18 protein-coding genes are annotated in these 20,146 nt (G+C 69.8%); 10 read left to right on the forward strand and 8 right to left on the reverse strand.

Annotation, left to right across the window (positions count from 1 at the left end; genetic code table 11):
- The 3 genes from Scani_RS16105 to tpg (Scani_RS16115) form a co-directional block, all read right to left on the reverse strand.
- Positions 1 to 714, reverse strand: a 714-nt coding sequence (locus Scani_RS16105; RefSeq protein WP_159476130.1) for a hypothetical protein, incomplete at its 3' end; no start/stop codon positions are given.
- Positions 715 to 949: 235 nt separating this feature from the next.
- On the reverse strand, positions 950 to 1,762 hold the full coding sequence (locus Scani_RS16110) for a hypothetical protein (RefSeq protein WP_159476133.1): 813 nt from the start codon (positions 1,760 to 1,762) through the stop codon (positions 950 to 952).
- Between the two features lie 117 nt (positions 1,763 to 1,879).
- Positions 1,880 to 2,464 carry a telomere-protecting terminal protein Tpg gene (tpg, locus tag Scani_RS16115; RefSeq protein ID WP_246295907.1) on the reverse strand — a complete coding sequence of 195 codons (585 nt, stop codon included), beginning with the start codon at positions 2,462 to 2,464 and terminating at the stop codon, positions 1,880 to 1,882.
- Positions 2,465 to 2,761: 297 nt separating this feature from the next.
- On the opposite strand from tpg (Scani_RS16115), the gene Scani_RS16120 reads away from it, so the two are divergent.
- Positions 2,762 to 3,988: a competence protein CoiA family protein gene (locus Scani_RS16120; RefSeq protein ID WP_159476136.1), complete on the forward strand. Its 1,227-nt coding sequence runs from the start codon at positions 2,762 to 2,764 to the stop codon at positions 3,986 to 3,988.
- 347 nt (positions 3,989 to 4,335) lie between these two features.
- On the forward strand, positions 4,336 to 5,133 hold the full coding sequence (locus tag Scani_RS16125; RefSeq protein ID WP_159476139.1) for a DUF6292 family protein: 798 nt from the start codon (positions 4,336 to 4,338) through the stop codon (positions 5,131 to 5,133).
- A gap of 747 nt (positions 5,134 to 5,880) precedes the next feature.
- Here the strand turns inward: Scani_RS16125 and tpg (Scani_RS16130) are convergent.
- Complete coding sequence (tpg, locus tag Scani_RS16130; protein ID WP_159476142.1) at positions 5,881 to 6,435, reverse strand: telomere-protecting terminal protein Tpg; 555 nt, start codon at positions 6,433 to 6,435, stop codon at positions 5,881 to 5,883.
- 9 nt (positions 6,436 to 6,444) lie between these two features.
- Complete coding sequence (gene tap / locus Scani_RS16135) at positions 6,445 to 8,601, reverse strand: telomere-associated protein Tap (RefSeq protein ID WP_159476145.1); 2,157 nt, start codon at positions 8,599 to 8,601, stop codon at positions 6,445 to 6,447.
- Positions 8,602 to 8,776: 175 nt separating this feature from the next.
- On the opposite strand from tap, the gene Scani_RS16140 reads away from it, so the two are divergent.
- The 3 genes from Scani_RS16140 to Scani_RS16150 all read left to right on the forward strand — a co-directional run bounded on the left by Scani_RS16140 (position 8,777) and on the right by Scani_RS16150 (position 12,046).
- The gene (locus Scani_RS16140; RefSeq protein WP_159476148.1) at positions 8,777 to 9,241 is read left to right on the forward strand and encodes a hypothetical protein; all 465 of its coding nucleotides are present in this window, start codon (positions 8,777 to 8,779) and stop codon (positions 9,239 to 9,241) included.
- A gap of 21 nt (positions 9,242 to 9,262) precedes the next feature.
- The gene (locus tag Scani_RS16145; RefSeq protein WP_159476151.1) at positions 9,263 to 9,475 is read left to right on the forward strand and encodes a hypothetical protein; all 213 of its coding nucleotides are present in this window, start codon (positions 9,263 to 9,265) and stop codon (positions 9,473 to 9,475) included.
- Positions 9,476 to 10,816: 1,341 nt separating this feature from the next.
- Entirely contained in the window at positions 10,817 to 12,046 is a 1,230-nt protein-coding gene (locus Scani_RS16150; RefSeq protein WP_159476154.1) for an endonuclease domain-containing protein, read from the forward strand.
- Positions 12,047 to 12,140: 94 nt separating this feature from the next.
- On the opposite strand, the gene Scani_RS16155 is transcribed toward Scani_RS16150, so the two are convergent.
- Complete coding sequence (locus Scani_RS16155) at positions 12,141 to 12,620, reverse strand: hypothetical protein (protein WP_159476157.1); 480 nt, start codon at positions 12,618 to 12,620, stop codon at positions 12,141 to 12,143.
- 185 nt (positions 12,621 to 12,805) lie between these two features.
- Positions 12,806 to 13,102, reverse strand: a complete 297-nt coding sequence (locus tag Scani_RS16160; protein WP_159476160.1) for a helix-turn-helix transcriptional regulator — start codon at positions 13,100 to 13,102, stop codon at positions 12,806 to 12,808.
- A gap of 156 nt (positions 13,103 to 13,258) precedes the next feature.
- Between Scani_RS16160 and Scani_RS16165 the strand changes: the two genes are divergently transcribed.
- Complete coding sequence (locus tag Scani_RS16165; RefSeq protein WP_246295908.1) at positions 13,259 to 15,091, forward strand: zeta toxin family protein; 1,833 nt, start codon at positions 13,259 to 13,261, stop codon at positions 15,089 to 15,091.
- On the opposite strand, the gene Scani_RS16170 is transcribed toward Scani_RS16165, so the two are convergent.
- A complete protein-coding gene (locus Scani_RS16170) occupies positions 15,055 to 15,300 on the reverse strand; it encodes a hypothetical protein (RefSeq protein WP_246295909.1) in 246 nt (81 codons plus the stop codon). The two genes, Scani_RS16165 and Scani_RS16170, sit on opposite strands and share 37 nt — an antisense overlap.
- A 174-nt stretch (positions 15,301 to 15,474) precedes the next feature.
- On the opposite strand from Scani_RS16170, the gene Scani_RS16175 reads away from it, so the two are divergent.
- The 4 genes from Scani_RS16175 to Scani_RS16190 all read left to right on the forward strand — a co-directional run bounded on the left by Scani_RS16175 (position 15,475) and on the right by Scani_RS16190 (position 20,129).
- Entirely contained in the window at positions 15,475 to 18,135 is a 2,661-nt protein-coding gene (locus tag Scani_RS16175; protein ID WP_159476167.1) for an ATP/GTP-binding protein, read from the forward strand.
- A gap of 207 nt (positions 18,136 to 18,342) precedes the next feature.
- The gene (locus Scani_RS16180; RefSeq protein WP_159476170.1) at positions 18,343 to 18,891 is read left to right on the forward strand and encodes a helix-turn-helix domain-containing protein; all 549 of its coding nucleotides are present in this window, start codon (positions 18,343 to 18,345) and stop codon (positions 18,889 to 18,891) included.
- A 204-nt stretch (positions 18,892 to 19,095) separates the two neighbouring features.
- Positions 19,096 to 19,461: a hypothetical protein gene (locus Scani_RS16185; RefSeq protein WP_159476173.1), complete on the forward strand. Its 366-nt coding sequence runs from the start codon at positions 19,096 to 19,098 to the stop codon at positions 19,459 to 19,461.
- Entirely contained in the window at positions 19,458 to 20,129 is a 672-nt protein-coding gene (locus tag Scani_RS16190) for a nucleotidyl transferase AbiEii/AbiGii toxin family protein (protein WP_159476177.1), read from the forward strand. The genes Scani_RS16185 and Scani_RS16190 overlap by 4 nt, the downstream gene beginning before the upstream one ends.
- Positions 20,130 to 20,146: the final 17 nt, after the last annotated feature.

Raw genomic sequence — 20,146 nt, forward strand, 5'->3', positions numbered from 1 at the left:
GACCTCTGCATAGGGGTCGTCCTCGACTTTGCTCCGCGGGTCCGCCCACCCCCCGTTTGAGCCGAACTCCTGAGCCTCACGGGCCAGGATCTCCTTCAGCTCTGCGTTCCGAGCCTCCCCTGCTGCCTTACTCATCTGCTCTGAGTAGTCAGAGGCGATCTCCCGATCCAACGACCACAACAGCGCACGCTTGGCCGCCTCATCAGCGATCCGACACGCTTCCTGGTTCGCTTCCTTATCGGTCGTCACGAAGTCACCGAAGTCACTGATGCTGGTGATGCCCAAGAACGCGAGCACAGCCAGCAATGAAACCGTGATCCCAAGCCAGGTTCCTGCCCGCGCCGCAACCTTTAACGCGCCGCCGTCCCCTGCCCCACTTTCGTCGGACACTTGCCCGCCCGCCAGGCCGCCGCGGGCATCGGTACTGCCCACAATGGTGGGCGGCTCGGTCGGCTCGGGCGGGGCCAGGACGCTCGCCAGATACGCGGTGAACGCCGGATCTTCGGACAGCACCTCCGACAGCTTCTCGTGCAACCGCCAGCGCGCATCGGGATCGTCCGGTGTCTGTTCCACCGCCGATACGGCTTCGACTCCCTGGTCAACGCTGCTCAATCGGCTGCGCACCAGATCGACGGCCATGTTGCCTACCGCACCGCCAGCCGCCTGTGCCACCGCTTCCACCGCAGTAGTCGCCAGGTCCATCCCGTCTGCCATACCTGTCCCCCTCAGACTCCCCGAGGCCCCCCAACCATCGTATTGCGCAGCGGAGTTGAATGACCGGCGAATCGCAGCTCAGGCAGCGTTCACCCGCTCGGTCGGGCGGAGGCCGACTAGTCAACGAAGCCAGCGTTCTAACCAGCAGGGGATTCTTCCGCACCCGCCGACCCACCCGGGAGCGATCCCGGCGGTTACGGTTCCGTACGCCTGCCCGGCAGCACGATCAGCACTGTCACGCTCCACCCCGTTTTCGAGCCCTGGAGGGCCCACAGGGGCAACAGTCCTCGAGGTGGGCGCGGGTGAGGAACGCGGCGAGGGCGCCTGCGGCCTCGGGCTCAGCGGTGGCGAGCTGGTCGGCGAACACCATCTCGTCGACGTCGGCGGCCGGGACCAGACGGGCGAGGGCAGCGAGCAACGCGGCGTGGGTGAGGACAGGCGGCGGTAGGAGGCCGGCTGCGGCGTCGCGGGCGGCCGGGTCGCGGTAGTGCCCGAGGTGCGCGGCCATGGCGTGCGCGAGCCAGGCGTCGACGTCGGTCTGGACGTACCCGCCGGCTCGCCGGGTGAGTTCGTCCCGGACGGCTTCGTCGCCGTCGCGGGGCTCGGTCTGCTCCAGCGTGCCCAGCTCGCGCAGCGCCTGGAGCTCGTCGGCGCGGGCCGCGATCCGGGCGGCTTCCCGCAGTTCGGCTTCCCGGGCGGCGGCGGCCGCGGCGTCGGCGGCGAGCTCGGCCTGGACGACGTCGTCGGTGTCCGGGTCGTAGACGGTGCCCGGCGCCGCGTCGGCGAGCAGCTGGTGCAGGCGCTCCCACTCCCCGAGCTCCGCGCGGCCGCGGACGTCGTCGGCCCGGTCCTCGTGCCGCGAGTCCTGCCGGGCGTCGAACCGCGCTTCCTCGAGGGCCGCCGCGACGGCGCCGGCGTCCATGCCCCTCGCCCGGCGCCGGACGACGCGGCGGCCGATGCGGGCGGGGTCGACCGGCTCGCGGGGCGCGGCCACGCGCGGGGCGAGCGGTCGACGGGTACCGCCGCCGGGCGGCCACATCCTGGTCATCTTCGGCCTCGCATTCGTGGTGAGGAATAAGGGCGGGCCGCCGCCAGAGCGCTGTTGGCGGCCCGCTGAATATGTTTTATAGCAGGCCCTGAATTCGCCCGCGTCAGAACCGGAATTCTATGTACGAGACGTGTGTGAAGTCCGCCCGCAGCCAGCGGCTCGCGTGCCCCATTCCGTGAAATACGACTCGGTGATGGCCTCAGCGACTATCGGATGCAGATCCTCCTCCGTCGCACCAGCCGCCTGAAGTTCGAGGATCTGCTTCGCGTAGGTGGGTGAGATCGCCGTGGTGATGCTGCGCTCGCGGCCGTCGTCCGAGCTGCCTCTGCACGCGAATCCGAAGTACGCCGTCACCTCCACCATCATGCCGCTGGAGGTGGACGCCTGCTCGCGCGCCTGCGCCCTGACCTGCGGTTTCCACTCGAATTCGGTCTCCTCCACCAGCGCGGCCTGGAGGCGCTTCTGGGGCTTCGTCAGCTTCCCGGCGAGGTAGCGCTCCACCGTACGGCGTGAGGTGCCCAGGCGCTCCGCCAGGGCCTTGGTGGACCCCTTCTCTCGCGTGCGAAGGAATTTCATACATGCCTTCGCTGATTTTGGCGCGGGCCGGGTGAAGATCTTCCGCTCCGCCCGCGCGAGGGCCTCCAGGACCTTGCCGCGGCGCGGGGCCGGCTGCTGCTGCTCGTGATCGCTCATGCCGACCATCAGGCCAGCGAGCGATATCTAGGGGCGAAGGCACTTCACCCAGGTCAGACCGGGTGATCCGGTGTGAGGCAAGTAAGGCAAGCGGGGCTTTGTCATGATCCAGGAAGGTGTTTCGACCGAACCGCTTTCTGGACGCCCGTTCGGGGTGCGGCAACGGGTCTGCGAAGTGGTTCGGCCGAACCACTTCCTTTACCGCCGCCGCTAGGACGCGCCCGGCGGCCCTTGATCGCCCCCTACCGCCGTGTCAGACCCGGCCGAGACGATGGGCGGACGACGCCATGACGTGAGGGGAGCGCTGTGAGTTTCACTGCGGTACACGCGGAGCGGGGCCGTCTGGACGCCTCCCAGCCGGATCTCGGCTGCGGCTGGGACTGGAGTGCGATCCACCAGGTGCGGCCGCCGGCCCCCCTGGCATGCCGGGAGTGTGGCCACGGGATGCACGCCAAGGTGTCGCCCCTGGGCCTGCGGTTCTTCGCGCATGCGCCTGGGGCTCCGACGTGCACGCTGGCGGAGGAGTCCATGGCCCACCACCTGCTCAAGCTGGAGCTTGCTCAGGCGGCCCGCACGGCCGGATGGATGGCCGAGCTGGAGGTGAGCGGGCCGGACGGTCGTTGGCGGGCGGACGTCCTCGCCTCCACGGCCAACAGTCGGCGTGTCGCCCTGGAGGCGCAGTTGGCGAGCATCACCGCCGCCGAGATTCGTGCCCGTACGCAGCGGATGGGGGCTGACGGCGTACGGGCCTACTGGTTCAGTGACCGCAGCCGGATTGCTTGGCTGGGCGCCGTTCCCTCGGTGCGGCTGGCCCGGCAGGGCGAGGGCCTGGTCGCCGTCGAGCCCATGGCCCGGTTCACCGGCGCCTACTGGGACCCCAAGCCGTCCATACCGCTCTCCGAGTTCGTGGGCAGGGTCCTCACCTCGCGGTTCGTCTCGCACGCTCCACGCACGCCGCAGCGTCACGTGGCCCGGCCCGTGACGCTGCTGTGGGCCCATCCCAAGTGCGTACTGGCGGAGGCCAAGAAGCTTGGAGATGAGGAAAAGCAGCAGCGCGCGGCACAGGAGGAGCAGGAACGTGCCGAGCGGCGGGGGTACGCCCGGCAGGAGGCCGCGCTTGCCGAACGTACGGCGCGCTCCGACCCAGACCGGGCGGCCCTGGCCCGGCACTCCGCCCGGCTGCCCGGGATCGAGCGAACCATCGCCCAGGCCGCCGACATGTTCCTCACCCGCGTGACTGTCGGCTGGAGTGTGGGAGACAGCCGGTACTCCAGCGGCGTCCCGCTCGTCAACGACCGCGGGACCCTGCTGGCCGTCTTCGACCCGCTCCCGCTGGCCGGCCCCTGTCCCGACTTCCTCCTGGACGTCGGGCTGCCGATGCTCTTCCCCACGGAGGAACGACGCGAGCGCTTCGAGGAGCACCGAGCCACTGGTGAGCGTTTGCGCCGGTTGCGCCAGCAGGCCATAGCCGCGGCGCTCGCCGACGACGAGTGGCCGCCGCGCCCCGGTCCTCCTGAGCCTGAGTCCCCGTAAGACGTGGCTCTACCTGCACCGTGGGTCAGAGATAGGTGACCGGAGTCACTTCTGTGCGAGTTGCGACCTTGGTTCGGCCGAACCAAGGTCGACGCTTGTCGTACGTGTCCAACGTGCCTGAACAGCCCTCGGATATCTGTAAGGCACGGGATCTTCTGGCTACTTGCCAGACTTGTCTGACGCTTCGAAACGACCCGAGATAACGAACCTCTGTGGTTAGAGGCCGGAGCCCGTGCGGGTAAGCCCCTCTTGGCGCGAACCGGGCAGGTCCGCGTCGGGCGCACGGAAGACTGAGCGACACAGTCAACTGCCCCGGCCTGCCCGGCCACAGCACTCTGGGAGATCACGTGACGTCCGAGCCTTCTGCGAGCCAAGCCCTGACGGAGGCCATCGGCCACTACATGAACGCCGTCGCCGCTGCCCTTCTGGACGAAGGCGTGCCGGTCACGGGCGTACAGGGGTCGGGCGACGTGCGCATCCTGGCCGTCGGAGATTCCGGGACCGACGTCGACGGGCACCTCAGCTTTAACACGTCCTTCGAGCGGGGCCTGTACCCGGACTCCGAGAACGTGGATCTGCACTGGTCGGGCACCTCGGGTTGGTGCCTGCTCCCGTTGAAAAATGACGACGCCGACTTCTACGGTCACGCCCGCTGGATCGGGGCCGGCCTGGTCCCGCCCGTCGACCGAGTCGTCTCCTTCGTGGCCACGGCCAGGCTTTCGCCAGCGGAAGCAGGCAGCAGTGAGCGGCCTTTCTACCGGACGTCAGGAAGCGATCTCACCGAGCTCCACCAGCGCCTGGCGGCTTTTGTCCCGGACCCGGAGACCCTGCGGGGCCGTACTTACGGCGTGTGCTTCACCAGCCTGGTCAACCGCGTCTATACCGCCAGGGTGGCCGGTGCCTTGAACTCGCCGAACGACACCGAGGTGTCGGTGGCTCTGCGTCCCGGGGAACTCGAAGCCTTGCGTCATTTCCTGGAGTACACCCAGACGCGCGCCACGGGACTTCTGGGGGCCTACGCCCGCCATTTGACCGAGGACCTGGACAACCGCCGCCAGTTCGCCGCGACGTCCTCCCATCGGGCGATGGAGGTCGCCCGCTCGATCCGCAAGCAGCTGCGCGACCGACAGCAGCGCGGGAAGTAGCCGCTGACGGCCGCAAGCCGTTGAGCACGGATCGCGCGCATGAACATTCGCCCCTCGCGGAGACGCGGGCGAGCCCGGACCATGTGGTCGGGTAGCCGGGTCACGGCAATGTGATCCGGCTACCCGACCACATTGGATGAGTGCGTGTGTTGCCCGTCCCCCGCGGAGACACGTCGAGGGCCTGGAAATCTGTGCCGAGGCACGGTAGTTGTCACACCGGGATGCGCCGCCCTGCGGATTCCCGCGAGCGAGGCGCCGTAGTTGTCACCGACGAGGCAAGCTACTTGTCACTCCTCGGGGGGTGCTTCGCTCGCGGCCATCCATTCTGGCGGGGTGCCTGTCTCATGACACTCTTCGGCGAGATTCAGTATGCGCGCGAAGCTGCACCGAAGCCCGGACGCAGCAAGCACTCCCACCGCCTTGCGGAAGGCTGGATCATCGGCCATTGCATGGTCGTGGCGGCTCATCAGCAGGACGGAGAGCCAACCGCCGTCGGTGTGTGCCCAGTACAGGGCGGAGATGTACGCGTCTTGGGACACCCCAAGGTGAGGCAGCACACCAAGGAGCACGCTCGCCGTTCGCGCTGACCTGCGCTGATCAGGCTCGAGTAAATGGACTACGCCCTTGCCGTTCATCGCAGCTGCCGATGCACGGCGTCCAGCCCTGGTGACAACAAGTCTGCCCATGTGACAACTATCCTGCCTCGGTTCAAAATCGTCGGTTCCAGGCCCTCACGCATGCCGTGGGTCAGAAGTCGAGTTCCACGTAGTCGATGTCGGTGAACTCGACCAGGAGGCCGTCGGCGCGGCGGCCGCGGTCCTTGAAGTAGATCTCCTGCAAGCCTTCGGCGGCGATGTTCTGCAACTGCTGCTCGGTGGCGCCGGCGGCCTGCGCGTCGAAGAGCCGCGCGGCGTAGGCGGGCGGGAGGTGTTGAGTGATCAGCCGGATCCTCCCGTCGTCGGTGGTGCCGGGGGCTGCGGTGAAGCCGAACCGGGCCCGGGTCTCGATGCTGATGCCGCCGGTCTGCGCGGCGCGGCGCTGGGCCTTCTCGCGTACCTTGGGCTGCCACCTCTTGCGGACCTCGCGCTCTATGCGTGCGGCGAGGTCTTTGCGGGGTCGCTTGATCTGGTCTTTGACGTACCGCTCTACGGTGCGCTGGGAGATGCCCAGGAGCTGCGCGACGGCTTTGGTTCCCTTGTGTTGTTTGACCAGGAATCGCATTTGCGCGCCCGCTGACTTGGGGATGGGGCGGGTGGTGTTGGCGGCCGCGGCCTTCTCCAGGCTGTCGCCGAGGATGCCCACGTCGGTCTCCTACTCTCCGCTGTCGGGGGCGTCGTCGCCCTTGATGTGCCGGGCCGGGTTGATCTGATCGTCCTCGATGGTCTGGGCGAGCCAGAGGAAGTCGCGGGTGCCTTCGTGCTTGACCATGCCGGGGCTGACGCCGAGGCGGAACCCTCCGGGCAGCGGCTTGCCCTCGTCGGTGCGGGGCATGAAGTCGAGTGGGCTGGGGCCGTGGGAGAGGTAGACGGCGCAGTCGGACAGAATCGCCACGGGGAACAAGCCCGCCCGCGCCCATGCCGTCAATTTGCGGTGCTGGTTGGTGCGCACCTTGCCGATCAGCTCTGCCCTGGCATGCGGACTCCAGGTGGCACGGGAGAGGGCCGGCCAGGGCTCGCCGAACTTGTGCTTGATGCCCTGGGGGCGCTCGCGCAGCTTGCCGATGCCGCCCTTGACCGTCGACTTGATGGCCGAGAGAACGGCCGCCTGCCCCGGGTCGACACTCTTGTGCCGGGCCATCGCGGCGAGGAAGTCGGCCTCGCTCATGCCGGCTTCAACGCCGAGGTCGGCCATGGTGGCCATGTAGGCGTCACGCAGACGGGTGTACCAGGCGTCGAAGTAGGCCCCGTGCTCGTAGCGGACGTATGCCTCGGCCGGCTGGATGGGGGCGCCGAGTTCGACCGCGTAGGCCACGGTCGAGGTCGAGTACCAGGCCGGCCCGGTCGGGCGGGTGCCCTTCGGTGTGAACGGGTTGGGGAGCCGGGGGTCGGTCTCGATGTGGGAGAGGTCGACGAGCCAGGAGCCGGGCAGCTTCGGGTCGAACGCCGGGTTCTCGACGTGGGTTGCCGGGCCGGTGCCGATGACGAGGCGGTTGGCGGCCGCGGCGAAGGCCATGTTGACGTCGAGGCCGACCGCATGGGTGAAGCCTTCGGTGCACTCCTCGTCGGTGAGGGGGCGGAACCAGTCGTACGCCTCCTCGTCGATGACCTGGTCCGGAGTGCGCACATGGTGGCGGGGGTAGAGGGCAGCGACGAGCGGATGCTCGGCGGGGGCCTCGGGCGGTGCGGGATCGAACGGTTCGGTCAGCGAGCCGGGGTTCGGCCCGGACACCCAGGAGCCGGTGGCCGCGTCCTTGACCGCGCGGGTCGGCGGGCGCAGCGCACTCATCAGCTCCAGGCCGCAGACGGCCGTGGAACCGCGCGGGGTCAGGACGCGGGTGGCGTACGTGCCGAGCACCGCGGCGACGTCGGCCGGCGGCAGCTGGCCGGTGTCGCCCCAGGAGCGGGTGTCGAGGGCGCCCCACGGCAGGATCGCGAACTGTACGCACTGCCGCTTGCCGCCCTCGGCCGGGCGGTAGACCCGGGCCCAGGGGCCGAACCCGCGCTTGGTCAGCTTCCACTTGGCCCTGGCCAGCTGCTTGACGACCTTGTGGTCCTCCGCAAGTCGCAGGCCGCGGCGGTCTTCCAGGACGGCCGGCAGCCCGAGCTGTTCGGCCGCGGCGTCGGTGAGCACGAGGAGCGGGTCGGCGTCCTTGCCGTGGCGGTTGAGGCGGGGCGCGCCCAGCTTCGCTTCGGTCAGCGCCCAATCGACCAGCGCGGGGAAGGTCTTGGCCGGGCAGTCCAGGACCAGGCCGCCGACGCAGTACGCCAGCACCGTGCCGTCGGCGTCGACGTCGACGACCGCCAGCGGGCCGTTCTCGAACCGAGGGTCGGTGCCGCCCGCCGGGGTGCCGGCCGGGGCCGCCTTCCGCGCGCCGGGACGGCGCGACGTCTTCGAGGTCGGCCTGGAGGTGGCGCGCGCCGGGCGGGGCGCGGCGGGCGGCGCAGCGGCGACGGGGGCCGGCGCGGGGGGCTGGGCCTCGAGGGCCTTGACCGGGGGCAGCCGCTCGGCTTCTGGCAGGTCGAGCGCGCCAGTGACCGTGGCCGGCGCCGCAGCGTCGGCCGGGGCGGGGTAGAGCTCCGCGAGCTGCTTGAGCAGTCGCGCGTATGCCTCACGCTCCGGGCCCCGGGGCTCGGTCGGCTTCTTGGTCGACTCCCAGGCGGACACCGTGGCCCGGCGCACCTTCAGTGCGCCGGCGACTTCGTCCAGCGTCAGGCCGTGCGCGGTGCGCAGCCGCTTGCGTTCCTCTGCCAGCGGCAGCGGAGAGCGGGACGCGACCAGCGCGTCGACCGCGTCGAACATCTCGGACATGGAACACCTCCGAATCAACACCCTATCTCGCAACCCGTACGGATCGCGTACTTTTGCCGTACGGATAGCGTACGAAGTGCGTTCGATGGGTTCGGGCTGGGTGATCTGGCCGGATTGGTGGCTGGTTCTCACGAACGCGCACCGGCCCGAGACGCTGGTCGCTACCGTCGCGACCATGGCGAAGGGGAAGACCGGTCCGGTCGACTGGGCGATGCGGGTGGTGCTGTGGCTGTACGCGCTCGTGAGCATCCCGCTGTACCTGTGGTTCCTGCACCACATGGGCGATCGCTGGGGCCGGCAGCTGCCCGCCGACGACGACCTGCGCTTCTGGTTGCCGATCGTCGTTCCGCTCGCCGCGTTCAGCTTCACCACGATGTCCAGCACGTCCTGGTGGTGGAGCACCGAGGACCGTCCGTTCCTCCTGGGCCGCAAGGACTGGCGGTTCATGATGGTCTTCGTCGTCGCCCTGTCCCTGATGGCCGGCTTCTTCGGCTCCGCGCACCGGGACGTCGTCGCTGTGTTGCTGACCGTGATGGCCACGACCATCGGCATCGCCGGTCTGTGGCTCCTGCCGCCGGCCCTGTCGCCGCGGCTGCTCGACACCCTGCGCCCGAAGAAGGCGCCGGCGGACCTGTCCTGACGACGCCCGAAGGAGAACGTGATGAGACTCGTCTGGCTGGCCGCGATCAGTGTGCTCGCCGTCGTGATGGCGGTGTTCACGCCGTACGTGCTGCGCACCGAATCGACGTGGCAGGCCGCTGCCTGGCTGGTCATGCTCGCTGCCATGCTCACCGGCATCGCCGTGCTCATCCGCGCAGAGCTGCTGTTCCGCCGCCTGGAGCGAGACGCGCACAGCGACGTCTCCGAGACCTGATCCGCCTGCCGAGAGCCCGCATCCAATCGACGACGCCCTCGCCCGCCGCCCCTGACGCGGTCCTGCCCAGCGATGCCGTCTGCGGGACCGCGGCCCGCCGGGGTAGGGCCGGCCTTCAGGGGCGCGGGCTCCAGGCCCTGCAAGCCGCGGACGTTGGCGTCGAGCAGCGCCCAGGGCCTGGAGCCCGCGCCAGGACCGTAGTGGAGCAAAGGCCGTACGGGTCGGCGGCCATGCGCTGCACCCCGGAGCGGATACCGGTCCGCCTCTGGTGTGACGTGTACTGCATCCCCGTTGCACTTGTTAAGCCGATGGCACGGAGTACCTTCCTCCGTTTCGATTGCCGACAGCGTTTGCGCAGGCTGATCCACTGCGGTGGTCTGAACCACCAAGTCCGTTGGGCACTCGGTGCCCTGACGGGCTGTCGGTTCCTACCAGGGTTTGCTCAACGTGTGGCCATAGGTATCGACCGCCCCGAGTAACATGCCGGTTACCAATCCTTCAACCGGATGATGAAAGTGCGCGGGGCCCCGGGACTCCACGCGCGAGTCCGGAATGGAGGTACGCCCGAATGACGTCCCACAAGGAGCAGCGTCAGTCGGGCCGACGCAGGCGCAAGGCCGTTGGAGTGCGGGCAGTGCTAGTCGCCCGCAAGGTGGGGAAGGTTGCGGTACCGCTGGGGTCGATCATTTCGACCGTCATCCGGCTGTACGACTTCGCAACGCGCCACCTGCTCTGACGACCCTGGGCCCCGGCCGGGTGTAGCCGGCCGAGGCCGTGGTCTGCGGTTGGTCCGGTAGCTCTGCCCCTGTGCCAACCAAGCCTCGGGGCGGGGCTACCTTCATTTGTCCCGCACGTCGTCTGTGCACGCGAGCGCACACACGGGAACTGTGACCTGTGTCACTAGCCCCCTGGAAACCCTGCCATCTTCTCTCGACTTGAAGGGGATTGCCATGCGCTGGGTCACTCTCGTGGGCCCTAACTGGCGGCATGCCCCTCTCGTGCTGAAATCCCCTCCCACTGTGACGCACATCACACCCAAGTGGGGGTATTCAACTTCCCGACAGTGGGCGGACGTCGAGATCTACGGCCAACGCTTCACATTCTGGCAGTAAAGATCGCGTCCCAGTCTCCCGAACCCCGGGTGCACGTGCACCCGTACGCGCAAACCGGTCGCCGAATGCCATATAACGCCATGAATCTTGGTGAGCATCCAGCGGGGCGCCTCCTACCACAGCCCACTGACAAGCAGAGGGCGCACACGGCCGCCAACTCCCGCCCGGTTTCATTGCCGTGCGGGTCGCTCCGGGGTTGGTTGTCAGTGGCTGCTGCCACCATCCGGCCATGCCGATCACCCGGGAATACGCGCACTCGGTTTTCGGGGACCTGACGCAGAACGCCATGGTCCCCCTGCACCCTGACGATCTCCTCCACATGCCGGGCCTGCGCGAGCACGGCCACGTCTTCTTCGGCGACATGGCCGTGCGCTGCTACAAGCACAAGGCGCGCTGGATGTACGACGAGCGGGACATCCGCCGCACCGGGCAGGCCCTCGCGGAGCTGCGCCTGGACCTGGACGACGTCGTCGACATCCAGCTGCCCACGTACCGCGACAGCGGCCCGGAGGACTGGCACCGCGTCGACTGGCGGCGCCGGATGGTGTCTCAGATGTTCTACCTGGCCCGCCACAAGGCCCACGACGGGCGCCCGTACGAAGAACGGAACGACTCCTGGCAGACGGTCGGGGCCAACGGACTGCCTGGAGACCTGACATGGGAGGAGTTCGCCGCTGCCGGCAGCCGGTCGCACTCGAACATGGGCGGCACCCGCCCTCTGGAACTGCTGACCTGGTCAGGGGAGAAGTGGCTCCTGCCACGCGCCTACGTCGACCTGCTGGACCGCTGGGCCCAGCAGGAGGACGACCTGGTCGACCGGGCCCGGGTCTGCTCCTCCTGCGGCCGCCAGGGCCCGCACTGGGGCAGCTGGAGGACACCGACCAGCAAGGGCTACGTCACCCGGTGCCCACCGTGCTCCGGAGCGGCCTTCCGCCCCTACACCGGCCACCTGCGCGGGGTGCAGTACGACTCGGCCCGCCGGCGCGGCACACGGGCCGACGAGTACCTGTGCCAGCTCTGCAAGGGGAGCCAGGCAGCGGGGTGGGACCACTGCCACGAACACGGCCACGTTCGAGGGCCGCTCTGTAGCAGCTGCAACACCCGCGAGGGCACGACCCCGCCGTACTACTTCCTCCAGTCCGAAGGCGGCGCGCAACACCTCCTGGAGTGCCGCAGCTGCCTCCAACAGCGGACCCTGCCCCGCCGGTTCCACCTGGCCGTGGTCTGCGCGCACCTGGAGCTGACCGAACGGCACGGGCGCTGCCGCAGGCAGCCGTACGCGCGCGAAGTGGAGCACGCGAGGGGTGTGCACCACTTCCGGCTGGAGTGCAGCGGCTGGCACATGCCCAGCACGTGGACGAAGGACGTCACGGAGTCCGAGGTGGCCGCGCTCGTGCGGGCGTTCGTCGACCAGGCCCTGGCCACACCCGAGGCCGACGGGAACGGGCCGCGCTGTTGAGCAGCTCGTGTGCAGGGCCTCTTGGCCCGCAGCGTGGGGAAACGTGGCGTTTGCGCGGTGGCTCCCGCCTTCGTCGGGAGCCACCGCGGGAGGTCTAGTGCTTGTCGGGAATGGTGTCGTCGATGATGACGGACGGCTCGGGGTCGGACTCACTGCGGGCGGCTTTGATCTTGTCGATCTTCGGCGCCAGGGCGTCGTAGACGCGTCGTGAGGCCGCGGTGTTCTCCTGTTCCCCGTTGGCGACGGCGGGGTGCCCGTTGTCGTCGAGCTCCTTGAGGTACGCGACGAGGTTGGTGCCCGTCATGGTGACGCGGACCAGTCCCCGGTTCGCCCGCGGGCCGGAGGAGATGTTGGAGACCGTCGCTTTGACGGAGTTGAGGCCCGCCTTCGGTTTCGTCTCCTCCCACAGATCCTTCGCACAGACCAGGGTGATGCGAGCCAGGCCGGCTGCCTTGGACAGCCTCTCGTCGTGGCCGGGAGGGGACTGGGCGGAACATCCGGTCAGGACTGCGGCGGCAGTCAGGGTCCCTACGAGTGTCTGTGCTCGCCACGGGGAGCGCTGGAAGATCTTCACCGAGCCATGGTCGACTCCACCTCGGTCGATGACGCACCGTTTACATTACGTCGACTGAAAGTAGCCACGCCGAGTCCGGATCTCGGCGTGAGAGCTGGAGAACCGCGCCGACGGGTGGCGGCCCGAGGGGACACGGCGGAGGGGCGCGGCGATCACGCTGGCGGGTCCGCCGGTCGTGCGTCACTTCACGAGCGGCGGTGGAGTCGTGACGGGGGTGTTGGCGTTGCCGGCGGAGGCGGGTACTGCTCGGTCCAGCCGTTCAGCAGGTGCTGGTACGCGGCCAGGCGCGGCGGGCGGGGGGTTGTGCGGCCCGTCTCCCAGCCGTTGACCGTTTCCCGTTTCGTATGCAGAGCGGTGGCCACGTCCTGCTGGGTCAGGCCGGCTGCTTCGCGCAGCCGCTTCCGCTCGGCCGGCGGCGGGAGCAGCGGGCCGCGGGCCAGCAGTTCCTCAGCACGTGCGATCAGTTCTTCTTCCGTGGGCATGCGGCGACCTCCTGCCCCCAGGCTATCCGAAAGCCGCAATGAACATCACTGCGAGCATCACCGTGAACATCACTTTGAACTTAACTCCCTGGCTCACACGTGTGTATGATCGCGCTCCGTAGGAGCCAGTGGACGGGCGAACTCAAGGGGAATGCGGTGAAGGACGCGGACGTCACACCGGTCGTGCTGAGCGAGCACGAGCACGAAGAGATCTTGGCGTCCCGGATCCTGCCGACCTGGACCAAAGACGCAGTCCCCCAGGATCAGCCGGTGGTGGTGCTCGTCGCCGGAGGGCCGGGCAGCGGCAAGTCCACGCTCATCGACCTCCTGCACACGGTCCTTGACCATCGGGGCGGCGCGGTGCGCGTGGGCCGAGACCTGTACAAGGCGGCTCACCCCGCGTACGGCGAGCTCATGCGCAGCGATGAGCGGACGGCCGGGGTCAAGGTCCGTCCGGATGTCCTGCGGTGGCAGGCACAGGTCGAGGAGTACGTACGCCGCCGGCGGCTCGACGCGGTGGTGGAAACCCCGCTGGCCGACCCGGAACAGGCCCGCGCCTACCGGGCGGCTGGCTACCGCGTCGAGCTGGTGGCACTGGCGACATCCCCGGCCGTGACGCAGCTGAGCGTGCTGGACCGCTATCTGGAGACCGGCCGGTACATCTCCTGGGACAACCTCGACGACTGCGCGCGGCGCCTGCGCGAGTCCGTGGAGACCATCGAGGCCGAACAGCTGGCCCACCGGGTCATGGTCGTCCGGCGTGACCTGGATGTGCTGTACGACAACGCGCTGACCGAGCAGGGCCGTTGGCGGTCCCCGGCCGGCGCGCACCAGGCGCTGCTTGCGGAGTGGGCGCGGCCGTGGACGGCGCCGGAGACCTGGCGCTTTCGCCGCCAGGTCTCCGGGGTGCAAGAGCAGCTGCACCCCGCGGTGGCTACCGCTCAGCGACGTCTTGCCGTGGCCGGCGGTCTGGAGCGGGCCTGCGCGCTGGCCGAACCGGTGCGCCGCATCGCCCAGCCCCTCACCGTTCCGCCGGGGGTCGACTACCACCGTCTGTCCGCCGACGAGCACGCCTTCGTCTTCAACGAGCTGATCGTGCCCAGCTACCTGAGCCACATCACCGCGCAGGACGAGCCGGTCGTGCTGTACGTGATGGGTGCCCAAGGGGCCGGGAAGACCCGAACGTCGCGCCTGCTGCGCCGTGCGCTGCACCGTCGCCGGCCCACACGGATCGAGGGCGGGATGTTCAAGGCGATGCACCCCGACTACCGCCGCCTCCTTCAGGAGCAGCCGCGCACCGCCTCGGCCCGGATCAGGGCCGACTACCGGGCCTGGCAGGACCAGGCCGAGGCCTACGTACGCGCGCGCCGCGGTGACCTGCTGATCGAGATCGCCCCGGACAGCGTCGGCCACCTGATCGACAGCGCGCGCCGCCACCACCGGGCGGGCTACCGCGTGGAGCTGATCGTCCTGGCGACGCGTGCCGCAGACAGCCGGCTGGGCACCGCGACCCGGTGTGCCGAGGTGGCCCGCCTCGGCGGCACCCCCCGCTTCACCTCAGCCGCGGGCCACGATGCGACCTTCCACGTTCTCGCCGACGTGCTCCGCGCAGCCGAAGGCGAGCCGCATACCGTCGACTCTGTCTCCGTCATCCGCAGGGACCTGAGCGCGGTGTACCGCAATGAGCGCACCCCGGACGGAACCTGGGCACGGCCGCCCCTGGGCGGGCACGCCCTGGAGGCCGCGCAGCAGCTCCCCTACACCCCGGCCGAAGCCGGCCAGTTCCTCGCCACGCTTCAGCGCGTGCAGGCCGAGCTGCCGCAGTACCGGTCAGATCTGGTCGAGATCGCCGCGCTGGCCAGGCCACTGATGCCGGCTCACCTGCAACCGCGCACCCTCGCCTCCACGCGCACCTCGGCGCCGCTGCCCGTCCCCCTCCACCAGGGCCCCGGCTACTGGCCGCCCAGCTCCCTGGCACGGGCCGCGTAACGGGCCGCGATCTCGGCCACTTCCTCAGGGCCGGCGTCCTGCAACGCCTCCCGGTCGGCGGCACACGCCGCCAACTGCTCCTTCAGGGCCTTCAGACGCTCCTGGTCGGGCGCTGCGGCCCGCCGTTCGATAATGATCTGCTCCGCATACAAGGAGCTCACGTCCTGCACCAGCTGCTCGGCGGCCTCGGGGGTCACATGCTCAGACAAAGCGGGGTGTCCTTCGGGTATCGGAACCAAGGGATGTCGGCGCCATTGTCCCGGCCGAGACCTGGCCGGATCGGACCCGGGTTACGGCAAGGGATCGCGCGGCAGGGGCCAGGCCGCATAAATTGATACCGCTGATGATCTTTCTCAGGGGGTGTCGTGGCGCGGGATCTACGGATGCTGTTCGGCGTAAATGACCGGTCCGTTGCGGCCGAAGAGGCCTTCACCAACCGCCAGGCCCAGTGGCAGGCCGTCGTCACCACGCTCACCGACCACCTGCACCGAGTCGCCGACCCCGCCTTCGACGTCGAGGACCTGGCGAGCCCGAGGCACAACATCCTGGTCGGCCACGGCGTCGGCGGCATCGGCAAATCCACCTTCTCCCGCAAGATCGAGGCCGCGCTCACCCACCAAGGCGGTCGTCCCGCACAGTGGGGTGCCCCTTCCTGGCCGATTGAGCGGATCCTGCCCCTGCGCATCGACCTCGCCCGGTCCACCGGCATCGACTTCGAACGCGTGGTGCTCTCCCTCCGCCTCGCGATCGCCGCCCTGGGCCGCCCCATGCCCGCCTTCGACCTGGCCCTGCGCCGGCACTGGGAACGCAACCACCCCGGCGAACCCCTTGAGGAATACCTGCGGCGCGGCGGCCTGTTCAGCCGGTTCACCAACGCGGTCAACCTGCCGCAGCAAATGCAGTCCACACTGTCCGACGTCGCCCAGGCCCTGGCCATGCCCGGCACCGTCGGCGGCGCTCTTGGCCAGCTCACCACCACGCTGGTCGGCGCCCTGCGCGAACGACGCCGGAGCGTACGCGCGCTGGCCGGCTGCGCGCGCCTGGCCGACATCCTCGAGGCCGAGCCCGACCTGGAGACCCTGAGCTTCGCCACCCACCTGCTCGCCTGGGACCTGGCCCAGCTCCCCGCCGCCCAGCAAGTCATCCCGGTCATCCTGTTCGACACCTTCGAAGACGTCGGCGACCGCACGAACCGGGATCTCGAACGGCTGCTGCAGCGCATCGTGTGGCTGATGCCCCAGGCGTTCTTCGTGATCACCGGCCGCAACCGGCTGCAATGGGCCGAGGACGGCCTGCACGGACAACTCGACTGGACCGGCCCCACCGCCTGGCCGGGCCTGGCCGACCACCCGCCCGCCTCCCACGACAACACCGCGGCCGCCCAGCGGCAGATCCTGCTCGGCGACTTCTCCCCCGAGGACTGCGAAGACCACCTCGCCCGGCGCCTGTCCCGCGACGGACACCCCCTCATCAACGACAACCTGCGCCATGCCATCGCCGCCCGCTCCCACGGCCTGCCCCTCTACCTCGACCTGGCCGTCATGCGCTTTTTGGAGATACGGCGCAGCGGACGGGATCCGCAGCCGGCCGACTTCGGCGACTTCCCCGCCCTGATCTCCCGCACGGTCAGCGACCTGACCACCGACGAGCGGCACGTCCTGCGCTCGGTGTCCCTCCTGGACGCCTTCTCCGTTCCCCTGGCCACCCAGGTAGCCGGCCTCACCCACGACGCCGCGGCGCTGCGGCTCACCGAGCGCCCCTTCATCCGCGAAGACCCCCAAGGACTGTGGCCCTTCCACCTCCACCAGGTGGTCCGCTCCGCGATCCGCCACGCCGAAGACCGCACCGACGACCGCTGGTCACCCCAGGACTGGCACCGGGCAGCCACCCGCGCACTCGCCGCCCTTGGCCACGAATGGCGCCACGGGCCGCAGCGTAATCGCACGATGCTGATCGACTGCCTGCGCCAGGGCCTGCGCCTGGCCCGCGACCACCACCTCGAAGACCTCGGCTGGCTCACCGACGCCGCCTTCGCCTACACCGACGACTCCGTCTGGGAACCCCTCGCCTCGCCCACCCACACCCCCGGTACCGAGCCGCAGCCGGGCCCGGACACGCCTGCCGACGCCCTGGCCGAGCTCCTCGCCGCCATCGCCCGCCGCCAGCACGAGCACCGCGCACGCACCGCCGAGCGCCTCACCGCCGTCCTGGATACTGGCCTGCTGTCCGGCGAACTTGCCGACCTCGCGCTGTACTACCGGGCCAAAGCCCACAAGGACCTCGCCCGCACCGACGAAGCCCTTACCGGCATGCGCCAAGTCGCCGAGGCCGACGGCCGACTCGCCCCGCGCGGCCGCCGCGGCCTGGCCCAACTCGCACGGATCCGCGGAGATTTCCCCACTGCCCTGGCTGCCGTCCCCGCCCTGGGATGGAAGGGCCGCCACCACCGCGTCCTGGGCCATATCTGGTTCCCGCACGGCGATATCGAGCGTGCCGCCGCCGCCTTCGAGGCCGCACGGGCCGAAGCAGAGCAGCATGAGGCCCCGGGCGAGCGGGCCATCGCCCAGACCCTCCTCGCCTTGGTCACCGCCTTCACCGACCCGCTGCGCGCCGACGACGAACTCGCCCTCGCCCACCAGTACCTCGCCCCCCTCGACCAGCGCGCCACCACCTTCTACGCCGCCGTCGCGGCCCTGGTGCGCGACGCCGGCACCGACGGCGACGTCACCGACCGCGCCGCTGCCCTGCACGCTGAGAGCACCGGCGCCGGCCTGCCCTGGCTCACCCCGCTCATCGAAACCGCCACCGCCTTCCACCACGCCGTGCGCGGCGCCGACGACGACCTCACCGCCACCCTCGACCGCCTGCGCGAGGTGACCGCTGACGGCGACTTCGCCTACTACGTCGACATCGCCACCGCCATGGGCGACCTGCCCGAGCCCGCCGGCAGCGCCGTCCAGTGGATTGACGACGCGCACACCGTCCGGCAGCGGTGGCGCGGTCTGGTCACCGCCCGCCAGGACCACCTGCACGGGACGCAGTAGCCGACGGCGCTACCGTTCGTCGGCGCGAAGCCGGCTTGGCCGCGCTGCCGCGGAGGGCTTCAGCCGGGAAGCTGGGGTGAACGAACCGCCAGAGCGGCGCCGGTCCGGCGGTTTGTTCACCCTGAACGGACCTCGCCCGCTCTTCGCGGGGTGCCGATTGTTCAGGGTGAACGAACCTCCCCATACGACGTCGGGTAGGAGACGCGGGTGAGCGAGACTCCGTACGGCTTCGACGCAGCGAAGCTTCGCGCGGCCCGCTCTGCCGCCGGGGCGTCGGTGCCGCGGATCGCCCGGCAGGCCCGGGTGTCCGAACGTGCGGTGAGCCTCTACCTCGCCGGGTCGCGCGTTCCCCGCCCGGAGGTGCTGCCGCGCCTGGCGGCCGCCGTCGGCGTCAGCCCGGCCGACCTGTGCACGGTGGAACACGAGCGCCTGGTGCATCTGCGGGTGTGGTCCGGCCGGAGCCGGGCCACGATGGCCGAGGCGTTGGGGATGGCGGAGGAGACCTACCGGCTGCTGGAGACCACCGGCCGACTCGGCCGCGCCGCCGCACGATTCCAGCACCACCTGGACTGCTGGGTGCTCTGGAAAGACTGGGCCGCCCCGGTGTACGGCGTCACGCCCGAGCGGCTCGCCGCGGCCACGGAGGCAAGCCGGGAGTACTGGCCGGTGCTGCGGGCGGAACGGTTTCGCCGAATCCGCGAGTACGACCCCGAGTTCGCCGACCATCTGGAGCAGATGCTCGGTGAAGAGCCGTAGCGCCAGAACCGTCACCTGAGCCTGTGGCGGGTCCGGGTCAGGAAGCGGCGTCGGGGATGATGCCCTGTGCACGGGCGAGACCCGCAGCCACTGGTCGGTGGTCGCTGTCTCATCCGGCATACACAGCATCCTGGCAGCCCCCGCACCCACCCGAGCTCCGGCGCTGCGTAGCAATTGCGTGACGCGCCGGGCAATACTGGGGGCATGACCGTGCAGTCCCCTTCGTCTCCGCCGAACGCGTTCGAGCTGTTGTGTGCCCAGTACGCAAAGCGGCTGCCCGCGCGGCTGGAGGACCTGAGCGGCCCCGCCCGCGGCACGGTCGACCTGCCGCTGCACGTGGTCTGGTCGGGCCGCCGCTCCTACGGACTGGAGCAGCCGCGCTCCCGGATGAGCCTGTACCGCACCGTCCTGGCTGAAGGACAGCGCCAGGACCTGATCAACTTCCTCAGCCGGGATCTGCTCATCGAGCAGTGGCCTGTGCTGCGCACGCTGATCAGCCGGCCGGTCAGGGACGTGTGGGAAGCCGCTTTTCCCGAGCTCTCCACCGCGAGCGCCGCGACGGCCGCGTGAATCTGACAGATCTGCACCGCCGGCTTCTGGCCGACGTCCTCGCAATCGGCACGCCCTACCCGCTGGTGATCACCGGTGGGTACGCCGTGCAGGCCCACGGTCTGGTCGACCGGCTCTCACAGGACTTGGACGTGGCCACCGAGAGCCCGGCCCCGATCGACGAGATTGTCCGTACGGTCGGCGACGGCCTGGCCGAGCGTGGCTGGGGCGTGCGGCACATCGAGTCCAGTCCGCTGTCGGGCCGGCTGATCGCTACCGACCTCGCCACGGGCGAGGAGTGCGAGGTCGATGTCCTCAAGGAGGCGTTCTGGGCGCCGCCGACGGTCACCGAATACGGGCCGGTTCTCGCATTGGACGACGTGATCGGCACGAAGGTCCGCGCGCTCGCGGACCGCGGCGCGGTCCGCGATCTCATCGACGTCCACGCCGCCACACGGCATCGCTCCACCGCGGACCTGGAAAACCTCGGCCGCCGCCATGCCCGCTTTGAATTCAGCCTCCACGACCTGCACGACCGCCTCGCCGGTGCCGAGTGGTGGGATGACCAGGACTTCGCCGACTACGGCCTGAGCCCTGAGCAGACAGAGGATCTGCGTGCCTGGGCCCTGGGCTGGGCCGGCGATCTCGCCACCCGGCTTCACTCCGGGGAAGACCCGCACGACAACTGACCTCACTGCGGCGCAGC

The organism is Streptomyces caniferus (genome assembly GCF_009811555.1).
Taxonomy (GTDB): domain Bacteria; phylum Actinomycetota; class Actinomycetes; order Streptomycetales; family Streptomycetaceae; genus Streptomyces; species Streptomyces caniferus.